Source organism: Moorella mulderi DSM 14980 (assembly GCF_001594015.1).
Classification (GTDB): Bacteria; Bacillota; DSM-521; order Neomoorellales; family Neomoorellaceae; genus Neomoorella; species Neomoorella mulderi.
Genome location: NZ_LTBC01000009.1, coordinates 15050 through 31567, shown reverse-complemented (window position 1 = coordinate 31567; position 16518 = coordinate 15050). Strand labels below are relative to the sequence as shown.

The following is a 16518-nucleotide window of genomic DNA, read 5'->3' as shown; positions in this document are numbered from 1 at the left end:
AGCAGGAGCATACTGGCAATGATTGTCGTCCATGGGACCTGGGTTAAAGATAGCAATAAAGAAGTAAATGGCCGCTTTTTTGTCTGGGGGGAATCCCTGGCCGCCGCCCGGCAGCAGAAGGAACTCTACCTCCCCAGGCCAGCTAAGAATAAAGTGCCCCTTCATCCTTTTCAGGCTTCCGACCAGGAACTTATCACCGTCCTGCTAAATTTAAGCGCGGGCCTTTATAAAAGCATTCCCCTTATTCCGCCAGGCCTGGATAAAATCCAGTTGTTACTCCCCTCAACCAATCTTGGACCGCTACCTTCGCCGCAGCTAAGGTATCTGCCCGGTAGCGGCGAGATTACCCGGAGGGGTCAATCTTTACGGGAAAGCTCCCCGGCCTTAACCCCCTGGGAAGTCAAAGGCCTGGCAGTATCACCGGTATGGGTTATCAATGTCCTGACCCGGCTGGGGGAAGGAAGTCCAGGGCAAATTAAAGGTAATATTTTAGCCCCCGATTTCCTGTTTTGGAGCCTGGCAGCCAAGCTGGCCCTGGAACTCCTGGTCCGGGAACGCATCGTCCCGGTGGTGCTGGAGGAGGTAAAAGCACCGGCGGGGAAGAGGGCCGGGGCTAAAACTCCGCTGAGGCAGGAATTAAGGGCAGCCTGGCGGGCCCTGTTAGACCAGCCGGAAGATGCCCGCCGGGTGGAATTACTGGCGGCCGGTATGCCGCCCGCCTGCCGGGCCCAGGCGAGTACTCCGTTCTCCCATCCTCACCTCCTGGTGGAAGATTTCCTGCACGGCGCCGTCGATGCCATGGCCCGGCACTGGTTAATGACTTCGCCCCTGGAGGGGAGGGTCAAAGGCTCTAGTGACGATAGTATCCCGGCCAGGTGGGCTGCGGCCCTGGCGGCAGAAAAAGCCACCTTTAGCGGGCCGTTGCTGGAAATGAAAGACCTGAAGGAGCAAATCAATGGCTGGACGAAGACCCTGTTCAGCCAGCCGGGGACCGTAGCCTTTCGCACCTGTTTCCGCCTGGAACCACCGGAAAGGATGGGAGAAGAAGGCCCACCTTCCTGGCAGCTGCAATTTTTACTCCAGGCCAGCGATGATCCCAGCCTCCTGGTGCCCGCCGGAGAGGTCTGGCGCGAAAGGGGCAGCGTGCTGGAGTTCCTGAACCGGCGCTTCGCCAATCCCCAGGAAAGGCTCCTGGCCGACCTGGGCCGGGCGGCACGGTTATTCCCGCCCCTGGAAAGAAGCCTGAAAGACCCTTCCCCGGAAAGCTGTCTCTTAACTGTGGCAGAAGCTTATACTTTCTTGCGGGAAGCGGCTGGCCTCCTGGCTGAAAGCGGCTTTGGCGTACTGGTACCTTCCTGGTGGGGGCAGCATAAATCCCGCCTGGGGCTGCGCTTAAAGCTGAAGGCCAGCGAGCGGGGCAAAAACGCTTCCCGGACGAACAGGCTGGCTGCACCCGGGAGGCTGGGCTCTGCAGCCCTGGTTGATTATGACTGGGAAGTGGCCCTGGGGGATACCGTGATCGACAGGAAGGAATTTGCCAGGCTGGCTGCTTTAAAGGTCCCCCTGGTCCAGGTGCGGGGCCAGTGGGTGGAGCTCCGGCCAGAGGAACTGGCGGCCCTGGACAGGTTCTGGAAAAAGCAACCGGGCCCGGGCACCATGAGCCTGGGCGAGGCTTTACGTGTTAGCCTGCTGGGCGGGGTAACTCTAGAGCAAGGTGAGGGGATACCTGATGGCGAAATAGCCCCAGCCAGTCTCCCTCTACTGGGTATTGAAGCCGAGGGTTACCTTGCTTCCCTTCTAGAAAAGGTGCACGACAACCTGAAAATTGCCCTCCTACCCCAGCCATCCGGGTTCCGCGGTAGCCTCCGCCCTTACCAGGTGCGGGGTTTTTCCTGGCTTAAGTTTATTACGGAACTGGGCCTGGGGGCCTGCCTGGCCGACGATATGGGACTGGGCAAGACTATCCAGCTCCTCGCTTTACTGCTCCACCGCAAGGAACAGGGAATGGCAACCGGCCCGGTTCTCCTTATCTGTCCCACCTCAGTGGCCGGTAACTGGCAGCGGGAAGTAGCACGTTTTGCCCCCTCCTTGCGGGTCCTCCTCCACCACGGCAGTGAGCGCCTCGCCGGTGACGCTTTTACCCGGGAAGTGGCCCGGCAGGACCTGGTAATCAGCACCTATACCCTGGTTCACCGGGATGAAAGGGACCTGATGGCCGTAGACTGGGACGGGGTGGTGCTGGACGAGGCCCAGAATATTAAAAATACGGAAGCCAAGCAGACCCGGAGCATCCGCCGCTTAAAGGCCGGCTTCAGAATCGCCCTTACCGGTACACCGGTGGAAAACCACCTGGGAGAACTCTGGTCCATCATGGAATTTTTAAACCCTGGTTACCTGGGCAGCCAGGCCGATTTTCGCAGCCGTTTTATGATCCCCATCGAACGTTACCGGGACCGGGAGCGGGCGGGCAGGTTACAGCGCCTGGTCCAACCTTTTATCCTGCGCCGGGTCAAGACTGACCCGGCTATCATCCAGGACCTGCCGGAAAAGCAGGAGATCAAGGTTTTTTGCCACTTGACCCGGGAGCAGGCTACCCTCTACGAAGCTGTGGTCCAGGACATGCTGCAAAAGATAGAAGCCGCCACCGGCATCGAACGCAAAGGCCTGGTCCTGGCCACCCTGGCAAAACTAAAACAAATCTGCAACCACCCGGCCCAATTCTTGGGTGACGGCAGCCTCCTGGACGGCCGGTCGGGGAAACTGACCCGGCTCCAGGAGATGCTGGAAGAGGTCCTGGCTGCAGGGGAACGGGCCCTCATCTTTACCCAGTTTGCCGTCATGGGTCAAATGCTCCAGGAATATTTAGAGGCCACCTTTGGCCGGGAAGTCCTTTTCCTGCACGGGGGCCTGGCCAGGGCCAGGCGGGAGGAGCTAATCCGGCGTTTCCAGGAAGAAAACAATGGACCGCCCCTCTTCATCCTTTCCCTCAAGGCCGGCGGGGTGGGGCTGAACCTTACCCGTGCCAACCATGTGTTTCACTTTGACCGCTGGTGGAACCCGGCCGTAGAAGACCAGGCCACCGATCGCGCCTTCCGCATTGGCCAGAAGAAAAATGTCCAGGTTTATAAATTTATCTGCGCCGGGACCCTGGAAGAAAGAATTGACAACCTGATCGAGGAAAAACGCGCCCTGGCACAGCAAATTATTGGTACCGGCGAAGGCTGGCTCACGGAATTGTCAACAGGGGAGTTGCGGGAACTGCTGGCGTTAAAGGAAAAAGGGATAGATCTTTAAGCGTAGTGACCGGGCCTTTGCCTGCGCCGGGCTGAACCTCACCTTAAGCCTCACGGTTGAGCCGCAGGCCACTTCGCGAAGGCTTTGGTGGGCAGGATTTTTTGGAGGTTAAAAAATGGCTTCACGACGCAACTTCGGCAGCAACTGGTGGGCCAGGCGCTGGCTGGATGTGCTGGAGTCCTTTGGCTGGGCCAGCCGCCTGCAACGGGGCCGGACTTATGCCCGGCAGGGCAACGTCTTAAGTATTGATCTCGCCCCGGGGGTGGTCAATGCTAAAGTCCAGGGGACCAGGCCCAAGCCCTACAGCGTTAAAATTAAAATCAAGCCCCTGTCAGACGGGGAATGGAACCGGGTAATCGAGGCCCTGGCCAGCCAGGCAGCTTTTGCTGCCCGCTTGCTGGCCGGCGAGATGCCGGAGGATATTGAGACGGCCTTTACCGGGGTGAGCCTGTCCCTCTTCCCCCGCGCTGCCGGGGATATCGTCACCAGCTGCTCCTGTCCCGACTGGGCCAACCCCTGCAAGCATATCGCCGCCGTCTATTACTTGCTGGGGGAGAAGTTTGATAGCGACCCCTTCTTACTTTTCCTCCTGCGCGGGCGGGAAAAAGAAGCAATAATAAAAGCTCTTAGGGAGAAGCGCGCAGCCCTTGCCGGCGGTGGCCCATCCCTGCCGGTTAAAGAAGCAGAAAAGAAGGAGCCGGTTGCAGAAGAAAACAGGTTCCCACCAGAGTTGCCGGTCCACCCGGTTGAGTTCTGGCAGGCAGGGGAGGGTTTGACTGCCTTTCAGGTTAAGATGCACCCACCTGCTGTGCCCCAGGGGGTTTTAAAGCGCCTGGGTCCTCCTCCTTTAGGACGCTATGCCCGGGATTTTTACCAGCTTTTAAATAGCTATTACCAGGAAATCTCCCGCCGGGCTTATGAGCTGGCCTATGATGCAGGAGATGGCGACGCAACCAATTCCAGTCATACTAAACCCTAAATTGCTTCTGCCCCGCCCCTGGTGTATAATAGCAAAAAATAGCACCAGGAGGGAAAAGGATGAAAGTAACCGTAACCTGGGAAGGGGAACACATGTGTTTAAAGGGCCTGGGGCCCTCCGGCCAGCAGGTAACCATGGACGCCGCCCCCGAGCACGGCGGCCAGAACCTGGGAGCCAGGCCTTCAGAGGTCCTGCTCATGGGTATGGCCGGGTGCACGGCCCTGGATGTCCTGAGCATCCTTAAGAAAAAACGCCTGTCCCTGGCTTCCTTTGCCATTGACGTCGAGGCTGAACGGGCTCCAGAGCATCCTAAAGTCTTTAACGCTGCTACCCTGGTTTACCGCCTGGCCGGGCCCGACCTCCCTGAAGACCAGGTCAAGCACGCCATTGAGTTATCTTTAAGCAAATACTGTGGCATGGTCAATACGCTGAAGAAAGCCATGCCCATCAGTTACTGTTATGAGATCAACGGCAATCGCAGCCCGGTAACACCGGCACCTTAGGGCAAACCGCGGCCAGGGGCTATCCCCCCCTGGCCGTTTTTATCAGCAGGCTTTGAAGAAGGACAAAGAAATGCTAAAATAATTTTCAGGTAGCTCCCTGGGGAGGGAAACGGAGATGGGTATGTCAGAGCCTTTTATCCAGCCGGAAGCGGCTTCCCTGGAACTGGATAATCGCCAGCAACAGCTGGAATATTTGATGCGCCGTTTCGGCGATAAAGTCCTTTACCTGGCTTATTCCTATCTCCATGACCGCTACTGGGCCGAAGATGTCGCCCAGGAGGTTTTTATCCGGATTTACACCAACCTGGATAAGTTCCAGGGCCGCAGTTCCATTTACACCTGGATTTATCATATTACCGTCAACCTCTGCCGCGACCAGCTGCGGGCCCAGACCCGCCGCCAGCGCCTGGAACCCGTAAAACTCCAGAGGCCTACCTGGCCCAATGTTGAGGACCGGGTCCTGGACAGCCTGCAGCAGCAGGAATTATGGCAGACCATTTTAAATTTGCCGGTTATCTACCGGGAGGTAATCTGGCTCCACTATTACGAGCAGTTGAGTCTTAAAGATATAGCTAAAATCCTGGGCATTTCCCTGCCAACAGTAAAAATCCGCCTTTACCGGGCCCGCCAGCACTTGCAGCAAGTTTTACAGGCAGGTGAGGGTGATGCCTGAATACCGGGACCGCCTGGATAAACTGCTGGCCGGACTGCCGGGAAAAGTCCCGCCGCCCCTGGCCGGCTGGCATTTTACGGCTGCCATGCGGCACCGGGTACAAAACAGGGTGGCTTTCTTACCGGTGCCAGAAGTAACTGCGAGGTCTTCCCGGCAGCGGTGGGTAAAGTGGCCCCTGGCCGGGGCAGTGGCCCTGGTGCTGGCCTTTTTATTCCTGGCCTGGTGGCAATGGCCGGTTACTTCCCCCGGACCGCCGGCAGAGTTTAAAGTTAAGCCCCTCCAGTACCGGGTAGTCAGCTTCAACGGCCCGGAGCCTGAAGCCCTGGTGAGCATCGGCCAGGTGGAAGGTTCCAACCAGCTCCTGGCTTCCATCAGCAAGCGCCGGGAGCCCGTAGGCTGGCAGCTTATCTATACCCAGCCCCTTAACGCCTACCTGGTCTTACCCCTGCAGGTGATGCGTTCGGACACCAGCCGGGGCGCCTTGATCCTCATTACTTACCAGGAACCATGGGGGCCGGAGTACCACTACCTGATTTTAGAGTTTGATGGCGAGAAGGTAATACCTTACCAGGAACAGGATATAGTTACCCTCACCGGGCGTTAAAACGCCCATTTTTTTGAGCAGGTTGTAACCTTTCGCATGCCCTGGTCGTCTATTAAGGTGGCATTATTTATACTGGATGGGGGGATTGCTTTGCTTCGCCAACGCCCATGGTTAGTCCTGATGACACTTTTATTTACCCTGGCTCTGTCCTTCAGTCCCTTTGTAGGTCCAGCCCGGGCAAATAACGGCCTGCTCTTGTCTACGGCCTTCCCGGGCATTGAGGCCCAACCCGGGGAAACGGTCACCTTTCCCCTGGAGTTACGCAATAGTGGCGTGCCCCAGAAGGTTGATCTGAAAGTTGTTTCCGCCCCCAAAGAATGGCAGACCGTGTTTAAAGGCGGGGGCATGATTGTTACCCAGGCCTTTGCCGGTAACGACAAGCCGGCCAGTGTTGATTTCCAGGTAGAAGTGCCTGAAACCGCCCGGCCGGGTAGCTACAACTTTGTGGTCCAGGCCGCCGGACCCGGAGCCACTTCCCGGCTTGGCTTGCAGGTGGTTATTAAAGAAGTGGCCACTGGCAGCGACAAGATGACCACCGACTACCCGGTGTTGAGCGGTACCAGCAGTACCAGCTTCCAGTTCCGGGTTGACCTGACCAACAACGGCGCCCAGGAGCGCTCCTACAGCCTGGCCGCCCAGGCGCCCCCTGGCTGGCAAGTGACCTTTAGCCCGGCTTATGACAGTAAGCAGATTGCCAGTTTAAGTCTAAAGCCCGGTAAGAGCCAGGGGCTGGATGTGACCGTCAAGCCGCCCCAGGGTGTCAAGGCCGGTACTTATAATATTCCTATCCAGGCCACCTCGGGGAGCAGTAAAGCGGGGGTTGTTCTCAAAGTCAATATTACCGGCAACTACAGCCTGGAATTGACTACACCCTCGGGCCGCTTGAACGCTGACGCCATTGCCGGAAGAGAGAGCCCGGTAACCCTGGTGGTGAAAAATACCGGCAGCGCTGACCTGGCCAACATTACCTTTGCCGCCAGTGCAGCCACCGGGTGGGCGGTTACCTTCAAACCCGAAAAGATTGACCTGCTGCCGGCCGGCGCCAGCCAGCAGGTAACGGCTTTTATCAAACCTTCGCCCAAGGCCATAGCCGGTGATTACGTGGTGAGCCTTTCGGCCAATGCCCAGGAAACCAGCGGCAGCGCTGATTTCCGGGTCAGTGTACGCACTTCTACCCTCTGGGGCCTGGTGGGGGTAATCCTGGTCCTCATCGTTATTGGTGCCGTTGGGTGGACCTTCCGGAAGTACGGGCGGCGATAGCCATGGCAGGACAGGCAGCGGTCATTGTCACTCACAACCTTACCAAGCGCTATGGCTCCATAACTGCCGTCCAGGACCTCAACCTGGAAATCAGGCAGGGGGAGATCTTTGGCCTCCTGGGGCCCAATGGTGCCGGTAAGACGACGACGATATTGATGCTCCTGGGGTTGACCGAGCCGACGTCCGGCCAGGCTCTTGTCAATGGCCTGGATGCTACCCGCCATCCCCTGGAGGTCAAAAGGATAGCAGGTTATTTACCCGATAATGTCGGCTTCTATGACGACCTGACGGCCCGGGAGAACCTCCTCTATACCGCCAGGCTGAACCAGATTCCCCCGGCGGAAGCTGAAAAGCGCGTGGCCTTAAGCCTGGAGCAGGTGGGTTTAAGCAATTTCGCCCACCGCAGGGTGAAGGAGTTTTCGCGCGGGATGCGCCAGCGGTTGGGCATTGCCGATATTATGGTCAAGGACCCGGCTATTATTATCCTCGATGAGCCCACCCTGGGCATTGACCCCGAGGGCGTCCGGGAGTTGCTGGCCCTCATTGTCCGGCTGGCCCGGGAAGGCGGGAAAACAGTTCTCCTCTCCTCCCATCTCCTGCACCAGGTGCAGCAAATCTGCGACCGGGTGGGGATTTTTGTTGCCGGCAGGCTCCTGGCAGCGGGGCCGGTGGCTTTACTCGGGCACCAGGTCATGGCCGGCAAGCCCCTGGAGATTGAATTGCAGGCCGAGCCGGACAATGACAACCTGCTCTCTACCCTCAGGTCCCTTCAAGGTGTGACCGCCGTCGAGCGCCACGGGGCCTTTATCCGGCTGCGCTGCGCCGCGGGACGCGATATCCGCCCTGAGCTGGTGCCTTACCTGGCAGGCAAAGGGTTTACCCTGCTATATTTAAGGGCACGAGGTTATGATTTAGATGATATTTATCGCCAGTATTTCCAGGGGGAGGGATACCATGGGACGATGGCAGGATAGGGTGAAAGAATGGCTGGTCTGGTGGCGGCAGCAGGAGTGGTTTAGCGGCGGGCTGAAAACTGTTTTCCAGAAGGAACTGGCGGACAACCTGAGCAGCACCCGCTTTACGATCCTGGTTTTCCTGGTGGCCGTAGCCGGCGTAGGCGCCTTTTACGTAGCAGCCCAAAGCATCCGCCAGGCAGCAGGGGAAGGGGACCCCCAGTTTGTCTTCCTGCGCCTTTTTACCACCAGCGGTGGGTCCCTACCACCCTTTATCACTTTTATTTCTTTTTTGGGACCCCTGCTGGGTCTGGCCCTGGGCTTTGATGCCATCAACGGTGAGCATAATAAGCGCACCTTGAGCCGGTTGCTCGCCCAGCCTATCTACCGGGACGATGTCATCAACGGTAAGTTCCTGGCCGGCCTGGTAGTTCTGGCCGTGGTCATCCTGGCCCTGGGGTTCCTGGTGGCCGGGTTGGGGCTGCTGCTAATCGGCGTTCCGCCCACGGGGGAGGAAATCGGCCGGCTGTTTATCTATCTCCTGGTCACCATTATTTATGTAGCCTTTTGGTTAAGTGTCTCCCTCCTCTTTTCTTTATTGTTCCGCCAGACCGCCACCTCGGCCCTGGCGGGTATAGCCGTATGGCTGTTTTTTGCCCTCTTCGCCGGGATGCTGGCAGGGCTCATCGCCGACGGCCTCTTCCCGGTAAGTGAAGACGCCGCGCCGGCCCGGATCCTGCACAACGCCACCTTAAAACAGGACCTCAGCCGCCTGTCGCCGACAACCCTTTATGATGAGGCTACGGTAACCCTCCTCAACCCTGGGGTAAGGACACTGGGGCCGGTACTGGTGCAGCAGTTGGAAGGGGCCATCCCAGGGAGCCTGCCATTGGACCAGAGCCTGCTCCTCATATGGCCGCACCTGGTAGGGCTTATCGCCGCCACCATGCTGATCTTTGCCCTGGCCTATTACTTCTTTATGCGCCAGGAAATACGGGCCGGCTAGGCGGCAATATCTTTCCTTTTGCCGGTGATAAATCTTCACCGGTTTTTTCTTTTTTATTTTCTAATTGCATTATTACACCCGTGAGGATTAACAACTGGTGGAGTACCTTTACCAGCTAAATGAGGACAGATGTGCCTCAACGGCAGGAATAATGGAGCACCTGCTGTTTCTTTATATGCAAACCCGTTACATATTTTTATCATACCAGGATATTCGAGAGTAGAAGAAGAAATTGCGGCATTTAATGCTGGTGCCAGGGAAGAGGGATATCCTGAGGGCTTCAAGTTAAGCCTGAGCTTTGGGATTGCCACCTGGGAACCGGGAAGCACCAGGAAATGGGAAGAAATGCTTAAAGAAAGTGACCTCTTAATGTACCAGGAGAAAATGAGAAAGAAAACTTCCTGGTGATCAGTTTTTGCCGGCCAGTACCTCCCGCCGGCTAATATACTACATCCCTACAGTTTCTTTAAACTCAATTGCCTCCACAGCTACTACCGGCTTTTTCACTTTTTTGGCTCTGGTTGAAGCCAGACTGGCCGTATTGACCAGGTATTTAACTATGTAACTACTGTCTTCACCAGAACTGCGTAGTTCTGAACAGCGGCCTCCGGCTACGCCGGCAGAAATGGCGACCTTTATTTTCCCGGGCCAGTTTTTATTAGTAAGGGCCAGGACCATTTGCCGGGCAAGTTTTTCGGCTTCGGCCAGGGGCCTGGTAGTAACGGCGGCAAATTCGTCCCCGGCATAACGACATAAAGTATCCTTATTGCTGTCGATTAAGCTATTTAAGATTAAAGCAGTCTGGCGCAGGACATTGTCGCCGTAGATATGGCCGTACTCTTTATTAATAAAGCCAAAGTTATCCAGATCCAGGAAGATTACCGCAATCTCCTGGCCTTCTTTTAATAACTCCAGGGCCTTTTCGTAAAAGATTTCGGCTTTATTTAATCCGGTAAGGCTATCGGTATATTTACCCAATTCCGACATAATTTGGGCAAAGGTAACAATGCCTATAATATCACTTTCCCTGGTAACTACCAGACGCTCAATTTTATATTTTGCCATTAATTTTTGCGCTTCTGTGAGGCAAGCTGTTGGCGGTACAGTGATCACTTTGCGGGTCATGGCATCGGCAACCAGCCGGTTGGGATGAGATCTTTTTATATCCCTGGAAGTGATGATGCCTACCAGTTTTCCCTCTTCTACTACCGGTAGACTACCTATACCATAACGTTCCATGATGGATGCCGCCCGGCCGACACTGGCCAGAGGGTCGATGGTATAAAGCTTCTGGCTTATCAGGCCTTCTACCGTGGGCACTACAAATCCACCGTCCTGTTTATCTGGATGGTAATATTTATCTGGGCTTTAACCACCATCTTGTCGTCGGCGATACGGTTTCCTTCATCGATTACAACTGGTAAAAGCTTTTCTTTAGGTAGGAGTCTTAAAAGAGATTTTTTTACTACTACTGCTTCAAAAACTTCATGGTTGAGGCGGACTATTTCATACTGTTCCGGCGAAACCGCATCAACCATCCGCCTGACGGCTTCGGGACCGATAGGGGCCCTTTTACCGACGAGCAAGATGTCCTGCATGGGAGGGATTTCAAATTCCGATAATTTTATGGTGATGTCGGCTTTACGCTGTGGTTCCGGCGAGCGGGACGTTTCCTGGAGTGTCAAATAAAGATATCCCCCTTCCTTCCCCAAAAACACATATTATATTATACCCCTTTTTACTAAATTTGCCCATGGAGTTTTATATTAATTTTTAGTTAAGTTATATCTATGTTAACCGGTGACCTTGGTCGCGAATTTACTGGACTGGATTTACCGCATACCCCGGCAAAGGCCCCCGCGGTGTGTAGTGGGTATGCAAAAGCTTATTCGCAGTCTCGCTCAAGGGCGCGCCCAAAAACTCGGCGTATATTTTCTGTACCGCCGGGTTTTCATGGGACAGGCGGATGCGGCGGGAGTAATCGATGCGGTAGAGGGCATCGGCACGGTTGTGGCGGTAGTCCAGGGAGATCTCCTTGTGGTCCCGGCTGCCAAAGATGGGCTGCCCGCCGCCGCCGACACAGCCGCCCGGGCAGGCCATAATTTCTACATAATCAAACTGCTCGCCGGCCTTCATGCGGTCGAGGACTTTCCGGGCATTACCGGTACCGTGGGCAATGGCCACTTTAATCCTTCTTCCCTTTAACTCTACCCAGGCCTCTTTGACGCCGCTGATACCCCGGAATTCTTCAAAGTCAATTACCCCCATTTCGCGGCCATGGGTGATGGCATAGGCCGTCCTTACGGCTGCTTCCACGACGCCGCCGGTGGCGCCAAAAATGGTGCCGGCGCCGCTGGCTATCCCTAAAGGCGTGTCGTATTCTTCATCAGGTAGCTGGCGAAAGTTGAGGCCGGCCTGGCGGATCATCCGCGCCAGCTCCCTGGTAGTTAGCACAAAATCGACATCCTTCCAATCGCCGCTGCCCATTTCCGGGCGGCTGGCTTCAAACTTTTTGGCCGTGCAGGGCATGACGGCCACAACCACTATTTTTTTCGGGTCCAGGCCTTCTTTCTGGGCAAAATAAGTCTTGGTAATGGCCCCGAACATTTCATGGGGTGACTTGCAGGTAGAGAGGTTGGGGATAAATTCCGGGTAGAAATGCTCGCAGAACTTGATCCACCCCGGGCTGCAGGAGGAGAGGAGGGGGAGGGGCCCGCCGCGGCCATCCAGCCGTTCCAGGAGTTCATGGGCCTCTTCCATAATGGTCAGATCAGCCGTAAAATCGGTGGCGAAAACCCGGTCAAAGCCCAGCCGTCGTAAGCTGGCTACCAGTTTACCCGTAACCACAGTGCCCACCGGCAGGCCAAACACTTCTCCCAGGGTAACCTGGATGGAAGGAGCGGTCTGGACGACCACATATTTGTCCGGGTCTGCCAGGGCTTGCCAGACTTCATCAATGCACTCCTTTTCCACCAGGGAAGCCGTGGGGCAGGCGATGACGCACTGGCCGCAGGTGATACAGGCGACTTCGGCAAGGTCTTTCATAAAGGCCGGGGCAATGACGGTGTCAAATCCCCGGTTCTGGGCCGAATAGACATGGACTTCCTGGACCTTGCTGCAGATGGCCTCACAGCGCCTGCATTTAATACATTTATTATAATCGCGGACGATAAAAGGGTTCTTATTGAAAATGGGGTAGTTGGAGGTTTCGCCGGTAAAGCGGATGTTGCGGATCCCCAGGGTATCGGCAAGGTGCTGCAACTCACAGTTGAGATTGCGGATGCAGTTAGTGCACTCCCGGTGGTGATCGGAGAGCAAAAGTTCCACCACAGTGCGGCGGGCCCGGAGGACCCGGGGCGTACTGGTACGGACCTTAAGGCCGGCAGAGACAGGGTACACGCAGGCCGCCTGGAGGTTCCGGGCTCCTTCGATCTCTACCAGGCACACCCGGCAGGCGCCGATCTCATTGATGTTTTTCAAGTAACAGAGGCTGGGAATCTCAATCCCCACCCGGTGAGCAGCCTCCAGGACAGAAATACCTTCCTCAGCCACGACTTCCCGGCCGTCAATCCAGAAGCGCACCTTTTTCCTTGCGACGGGGTGGGGGGCTTCATCCTCCTGGCTAACGGGCGAAACGGGATCGAAGATAAGTTTGTCAGCAGGCATAAGTAGATGCCTCCTTTAATTAATGAAGAACTGGCCGGCGTGTTAAATTGCGGCATACCCCGGCCGGGCAGTATTTATCCCGGACGTGGGCCTCGTACTCGTGGCGGAAATACCGCAAAGTAGAAAGGATGGGGTTGGGTGCCGTCTGGCCCAGACCGCAGAGGGAGGCCTCCTTAACGTCGTGGCTCAAGTCTTCCAGGAGCTTGAGATCATCCATGGTGCCCTCTCCGGAAGTAATGCGCTTTAAGATCTCCAGCAGGCGTTTGGTGCCCACGCGGCAGGGAGTGCAGCGGCCGCAGGACTCGTCCTGGGAAAACTCCAGGTAAAAGCGGGCAATATCTACCATGCAGTCGCTTTCATCCATGACAATGAGCCCGCCGGAGCCCATGATGGAGCCGGCAGCAGTTAGGGCTTCATAATCTACAGGTGTATCCAGCATCTCCTCAGGCAGGCAACCCCCGGAAGGACCGCCCGTCTGCACGGCTTTAAACTTTTTCCCGCCGGGAATACCACCGCCGATGCCAAAAATTATCTCCCGCAGTGTGGTGCCCATGGGCACTTCGATGAGCCCGGTGTTGTTGATACTACCGGCCAGGGAGAAGACCTTGGTGCCTTTGCTGCCTTTGGTGCCGAAGGAGGCGTACCATTCCGCACCTTTACGGATAATCACCGGTACGTTGGCCAGGGTTTCGACGTTATTGACTACGGTGGGCTTGCCCCAGAGGCCGGCCTGGGCCGGGTAGGGAGGCCGCGGCCGCGGTTCGCCCCGGCGGCCCTCGATGGAGCGAAGGAGTGCCGTTTCTTCGCCGCACACGAAGGCCCCGGCTCCCAGCCGGATCTCAATGTTAAAAGAAAACCCTGTACCGAAGATGTTATCCCCCAGGAGGCCGGCGCGGCGCGCCTGGCGGATGGCCCTTTCCAGACGGTCGACGGCGATAGGGTACTCGGCCCGGACATAGACATAGCCCTGCCGGGCGCCAGTGGCGTAGCCGGCGATAGCCATCCCTTCCAGGACACTGTGGGGATCGCCCTCCAGGATGCTGCGATCCATAAAAGCACCGGGATCGCCCTCGTCGGCGTTGCAAACCACATACCTGGGCCGGCCCGGGGCTGCGGCCATCAGCTCCCACTTGCGACCAGTAGGAAACCCGGCCCCGCCGCGCCCCCGTAGACCCGAGGCGCTGATAGCGGCGATGATCTCTTCTGGCCGGCGCGTCAGGGCTTCAGCCAGGGCCTGGTAACCGTCGCGGGCGATGTACTCGTTAATATCCTCCGGGTTGATGAGGCCGCAGTTGCGTAAGGCGATGCGGTGCTGGGCCTGGAAGAAATGGATTTCCTCCATACGCCGGGGCTGGTGTCCGGTGGCCGGGTCACGATAAAGGAGGCGAGTAATTACCTGGCCGGAAGCCAAGCCCTTGACCAGGGCGGCGGCATCCTCCTTCCGGACCCGGCAGTAAAAGATGCCTTCCGGGTAGACCACAGCAATGGGGCCCAGTTTGCAAAAACCAAAGCAGCCGGTCTTGATAATTTTTACTTTTTCTTGGAGCTGGTGGGCCTCCACCTGCTTTTTTAACTCCTCGCGCAGGCCGTGGCTCCCGGAAGAGCTGCAACCGGTACCGGCGCAGACCAGGATTTGATGCTCCCCGGCAGCTTCTTCCCTGCCCAGGCGGGCCTCAATGAGGGGGAGGTGCTGTTGCTGGATGTTCAGCAGGTCGCTGGTACTCGTGATCATCTGCTAACTCCTTTGCCTGGTAGCGAGATAAAATGCCGGCTACATCGCCAGCCTTAACCTGGCCGTAGATGTCGTCGTTGATGGCCACCACCGGCGCTAAACCACAGGCTCCCATACAGCGGGTGGACCGCAGGGTGAAGAGACCGTCCGGGGTGGTATCGTCGTCGTCGAGGTCCAGCTCGTTTTTTAAGGCCTGGAAAATCTCCTGGGAGCCTTTAACATAGCAGGCCGTGCCCAGGCAGACGCTGATGGTATACTTGCCCCTGGGCTCGGAGTTAAAAAGAGAATAAAAGGAAACTACGCCGGCGATTTCCGCGAGGGGGATATTAAGTTTTGCCGCCAGGTAGGCCTGGACCTCGGGCGAGAGATACCCAAAGATTTCCTGGGCCTGGTGCAAGATGCGGATGAGCTGTCCCGGCTGCCGGCCGTGGACTTTAATGACCTTATCGAGGCGGCTGTATTTATCCAGCATAAGACTTACCTCCGGCCTTAGTTTGAAGCAGTGAGTTTTTTTTCATACTCTCATAGCCCAAAAACAAGAAAAGTGGCGTAAATTAACGCCACTTTTTAGAACGGTAGGCAAGGTCTTTGAAGTTTATCAGGCCAGGGCCAGTTCGTCGAAACGTGCCTGGTGTTGAATTGCAGTCGCTAACCGGTCTATTATTTCCCGGACCAGGCCCAGAGGCTTACCGTGGACTTGAGCACCAATAGTTGCCCCGGTTTCCCGGGCATAAGCCACCTTTACCGCCACATCTCTGGCTATCACGCCAGGAGCAATATCGACTGTTAGCATTTCTCTACCCGTTTCCGGGTTCGTTCTTTGAATGAGACCCACGGAGCCAAAGGCATGATCGCCAATGGTGACAGAGAACTTCTCTAAAGCTATTTCCCTGGGGCGCTTGAGGGCGAAGAGATTGGCGGCGGCCACGCGGGCCTCGCGGCCGCCTGCTGTAGCCTGTCTGGCAATAGCGCCCCCTGGTCCGGAAGGGGAGATTTTCGCGGCACAATCGCCAACGGCAAAGATATCTTCATCACTGGTGCGCATATACTCATCAACAAGGATGCCAGCGTGTTCGTCGGTTGCCAGACCGGCCTCCCGGGCCAGCCCGGTATTGGGCACGACACCTGTGGCCAGAATAACCGTATCAGCAGGTAAAGTCCGGCCACTGGTGAGCTTCACCTGTTCAACCCGTTTATTGCCCTGCAATTCTTCTACTCCGGTTGCGGTTATAATGTTGATACCTCGCTGCCGGAGGTTTTCCTCCAGCAGGTTGCATAACTCATCGTCAAAAGCCCAGGCCAGGCAGTGGGGGAGAAGTTCTACCATGGTGACGTTTAGCTGCCGGTTGGCGGTGCATGCCTCGGCAAACTCTATGCCAGCGGGTCCGGCACCCACGATGACCAGGGACCTGGCAGAAGCCAGAGATGCGCGAATGTTTTCCAGGTAGGGGAACTCTTTTTTTAAGACAAACACGCCTTGCAGGTCGGCGCCTTTAAAAAAAGGCGTTGCCGGGAGGGAACCGGTAGCCAGAATTAATTTATCATAAATAATATCTTCAGCAAAGGCGGTGGTGACGCATTTGCCTTGGCGGTCAATGGCTGTCACTTCATCGATTACCAGTTCAATTCCCTCATCATAAAGACGGTCGTCCCGCAAGACATTGTTATAGAGTGTACCTTTAGCGCAATTGTAAGCAAGGCACCACGGAATTAAAGCCCGGACTTCTTTACGCACCAGGGTGATCTTTTTGCCGCCATAGTACCGCCTGGCAGCCAGCGCTGCCGTATACCCGCAAATACCCCCGCCCACAACCAGTACCTCCGTCCGTTTCATGGCTGCACCCCTTT

Annotated in this window: 15 protein-coding genes; 9 read left to right on the top strand and 6 right to left on the bottom strand. The window is 56.5% G+C overall.

Features of this window, described 5'->3' with window-relative positions; genetic code table 11:
- Nucleotides 1-18: 18 nt before the first annotated feature.
- The 9 genes from MOMUL_RS10610 (at nt 19) to MOMUL_RS10570 (ending at nt 9680) form a co-directional block, all read left to right on the top strand.
- Complete coding sequence (locus tag MOMUL_RS10610) at nt 19-3294, top strand: DEAD/DEAH box helicase (protein ID WP_062284784.1); 3276 nt, start codon at nt 19-21, stop codon at nt 3292-3294.
- Between the two features lie 115 nt (nt 3295-3409).
- Complete coding sequence (locus MOMUL_RS10605; RefSeq protein WP_062284781.1) at nt 3410-4273, top strand: SWIM zinc finger family protein; 864 nt, start codon at nt 3410-3412, stop codon at nt 4271-4273.
- 59 nt (nt 4274-4332) lie between these two features.
- Nucleotides 4333-4776 carry an OsmC family protein gene (locus MOMUL_RS10600; RefSeq protein ID WP_062284780.1) on the top strand — a complete coding sequence of 148 codons (444 nt, stop codon included), beginning with the start codon at nt 4333-4335 and terminating at the stop codon, nt 4774-4776.
- A gap of 115 nt (nt 4777-4891) precedes the next feature.
- Nucleotides 4892-5449: a sigma-70 family RNA polymerase sigma factor gene (locus tag MOMUL_RS10595; protein ID WP_062284778.1), complete on the top strand. Its 558-nt coding sequence runs from the start codon at nt 4892-4894 to the stop codon at nt 5447-5449.
- Nucleotides 5442-6053 carry a hypothetical protein gene (locus MOMUL_RS10590; protein ID WP_062284777.1) on the top strand — a complete coding sequence of 204 codons (612 nt, stop codon included), beginning with the start codon at nt 5442-5444 and terminating at the stop codon, nt 6051-6053. The genes MOMUL_RS10595 and MOMUL_RS10590 overlap by 8 nt, the downstream gene beginning before the upstream one ends.
- Nucleotides 6054-6173: 120 nt before the next feature.
- On the top strand, nt 6174-7313 hold the full coding sequence (locus MOMUL_RS10585) for a COG1470 family protein (RefSeq protein WP_064774395.1): 1140 nt from the start codon (nt 6174-6176) through the stop codon (nt 7311-7313).
- The gene (locus MOMUL_RS10580; RefSeq protein ID WP_236713084.1) at nt 7283-8287 is read left to right on the top strand and encodes an ABC transporter ATP-binding protein; all 1005 of its coding nucleotides are present in this window, start codon (nt 7283-7285) and stop codon (nt 8285-8287) included. Before MOMUL_RS10585 ends, MOMUL_RS10580 begins: the two co-directional genes overlap by 31 nt.
- Entirely contained in the window at nt 8268-9272 is a 1005-nt protein-coding gene (locus MOMUL_RS10575) for an ABC transporter permease (protein WP_084785600.1), read from the top strand. Before MOMUL_RS10580 ends, MOMUL_RS10575 begins: the two co-directional genes overlap by 20 nt.
- Nucleotides 9273-9401: 129 nt before the next feature.
- Nucleotides 9402-9680, top strand: a complete 279-nt coding sequence (locus MOMUL_RS10570) for a nucleotidyl cyclase domain-containing protein (RefSeq protein ID WP_062284772.1) — start codon at nt 9402-9404, stop codon at nt 9678-9680.
- Between the two features lie 39 nt (nt 9681-9719).
- Here MOMUL_RS10570 and MOMUL_RS10565 read toward each other — a convergent pair whose 3' ends face one another.
- The 6 genes from MOMUL_RS10565 to MOMUL_RS10540 form a co-directional block, all read right to left on the bottom strand.
- Nucleotides 9720-10592, bottom strand: a complete 873-nt coding sequence (locus MOMUL_RS10565) for a GGDEF domain-containing protein (RefSeq protein WP_062284770.1) — start codon at nt 10590-10592, stop codon at nt 9720-9722.
- Nucleotides 10592-10957: a hypothetical protein gene (locus MOMUL_RS10560; protein ID WP_062284768.1), complete on the bottom strand. Its 366-nt coding sequence runs from the start codon at nt 10955-10957 to the stop codon at nt 10592-10594. Before MOMUL_RS10560 ends, MOMUL_RS10565 begins: the two co-directional genes overlap by 1 nt.
- Before the next feature lie 133 nt (nt 10958-11090).
- A complete protein-coding gene (locus MOMUL_RS10555; protein WP_084785599.1) occupies nt 11091-12938 on the bottom strand; it encodes an NADH-dependent [FeFe] hydrogenase, group A6 in 1848 nt (615 codons plus the stop codon).
- A 19-nt stretch (nt 12939-12957) separates the two neighbouring features.
- Nucleotides 12958-14670: an NADH-quinone oxidoreductase subunit NuoF gene (gene nuoF, locus MOMUL_RS10550; RefSeq protein WP_084785598.1), complete on the bottom strand. Its 1713-nt coding sequence runs from the start codon at nt 14668-14670 to the stop codon at nt 12958-12960.
- Nucleotides 14612-15142: an NADH-quinone oxidoreductase subunit NuoE family protein gene (locus MOMUL_RS10545; protein WP_062284766.1), complete on the bottom strand. Its 531-nt coding sequence runs from the start codon at nt 15140-15142 to the stop codon at nt 14612-14614. The genes nuoF and MOMUL_RS10545 overlap by 59 nt, the downstream gene beginning before the upstream one ends.
- Nucleotides 15143-15268: 126 nt before the next feature.
- Complete coding sequence (locus tag MOMUL_RS10540) at nt 15269-16504, bottom strand: NAD(P)/FAD-dependent oxidoreductase (RefSeq protein ID WP_062284764.1); 1236 nt, start codon at nt 16502-16504, stop codon at nt 15269-15271.
- Nucleotides 16505-16518 lie beyond the last annotated feature (14 nt).

What these genes read in the sequence shown, in the direction of transcription:
- MOMUL_RS10610 (WP_062284784.1), top strand. Translation starts at nt 19, where the DNA reads ATGATTGTCGTCCATGGGACCTGGGTTAAAGATAGCAATAAAGAAGTA.
- MOMUL_RS10605 (WP_062284781.1), top strand. Translation starts at nt 3,410, where the DNA reads ATGGCTTCACGACGCAACTTCGGCAGCAACTGGTGGGCCAGGCGCTGG.
- MOMUL_RS10600 (WP_062284780.1), top strand. Translation starts at nt 4,333, where the DNA reads ATGAAAGTAACCGTAACCTGGGAAGGGGAACACATGTGTTTAAAGGGC.
- MOMUL_RS10595 (WP_062284778.1), top strand. Translation starts at nt 4,892, where the DNA reads ATGGGTATGTCAGAGCCTTTTATCCAGCCGGAAGCGGCTTCCCTGGAA.
- MOMUL_RS10590 (WP_062284777.1), top strand. Translation starts at nt 5,442, where the DNA reads ATGCCTGAATACCGGGACCGCCTGGATAAACTGCTGGCCGGACTGCCG.
- MOMUL_RS10585 (WP_064774395.1), top strand. Translation starts at nt 6,174, where the DNA reads ATGACACTTTTATTTACCCTGGCTCTGTCCTTCAGTCCCTTTGTAGGT.
- MOMUL_RS10575 (WP_084785600.1), top strand. Translation starts at nt 8,268, where the DNA reads ATGGGACGATGGCAGGATAGGGTGAAAGAATGGCTGGTCTGGTGGCGG.
- MOMUL_RS10570 (WP_062284772.1), top strand. Translation starts at nt 9,402, where the DNA reads ATGTGCCTCAACGGCAGGAATAATGGAGCACCTGCTGTTTCTTTATAT.
- MOMUL_RS10555 (WP_084785599.1), bottom strand. Translation starts at nt 12,938, where the DNA reads ATGCCTGCTGACAAACTTATCTTCGATCCCGTTTCGCCCGTTAGCCAG.
- nuoF (WP_084785598.1), bottom strand. Translation starts at nt 14,670, where the DNA reads ATGATCACGAGTACCAGCGACCTGCTGAACATCCAGCAACAGCACCTC.
- MOMUL_RS10545 (WP_062284766.1), bottom strand. Translation starts at nt 15,142, where the DNA reads ATGCTGGATAAATACAGCCGCCTCGATAAGGTCATTAAAGTCCACGGC.
- MOMUL_RS10540 (WP_062284764.1), bottom strand. Translation starts at nt 16,504, where the DNA reads ATGAAACGGACGGAGGTACTGGTTGTGGGCGGGGGTATTTGCGGGTAT.